The organism is Mycobacterium intermedium, from assembly GCF_002086275.1.
GTDB lineage: Bacteria > Actinomycetota > Actinomycetes > Mycobacteriales > Mycobacteriaceae > Mycobacterium > Mycobacterium intermedium.
In genome coordinates, this window is the sequence record NZ_MVHT01000374.1 from 1 (window position 1) to 241 (window position 241).

Genomic DNA, 241 nt, shown 5'->3' on the forward strand with positions numbered 1-241 from the left:
GTGGAGGCCCGATCGCTCCCGGCGGGCCCGGCGGGAGCGGCGGTAATGGGGGTGCGGGCGGCTGGCTGTACGGAAACGGCGGTGCCGGCGGCCTGGGCGGGAACGGCGGTTTCTCCGGCGGAAACGGCGGACGTGGCGGGAACAGCTTCCTGTTCGGTACTCCCGGTGTCGGTGGGGCCGGTGGTAGTGCATTGTTCGGGGCGGGTGGTGCCGGCGGCAACGGTGGCAAAGGCCTCGACGG

Annotated in this window: 1 pseudogene; it reads left to right on the forward strand. The window is 73.4% G+C overall.

The window, feature by feature from the left end:
* Window positions 1-241: pseudogene (locus BST27_RS33055) on the forward strand (PE family protein); the annotation flags it as partial.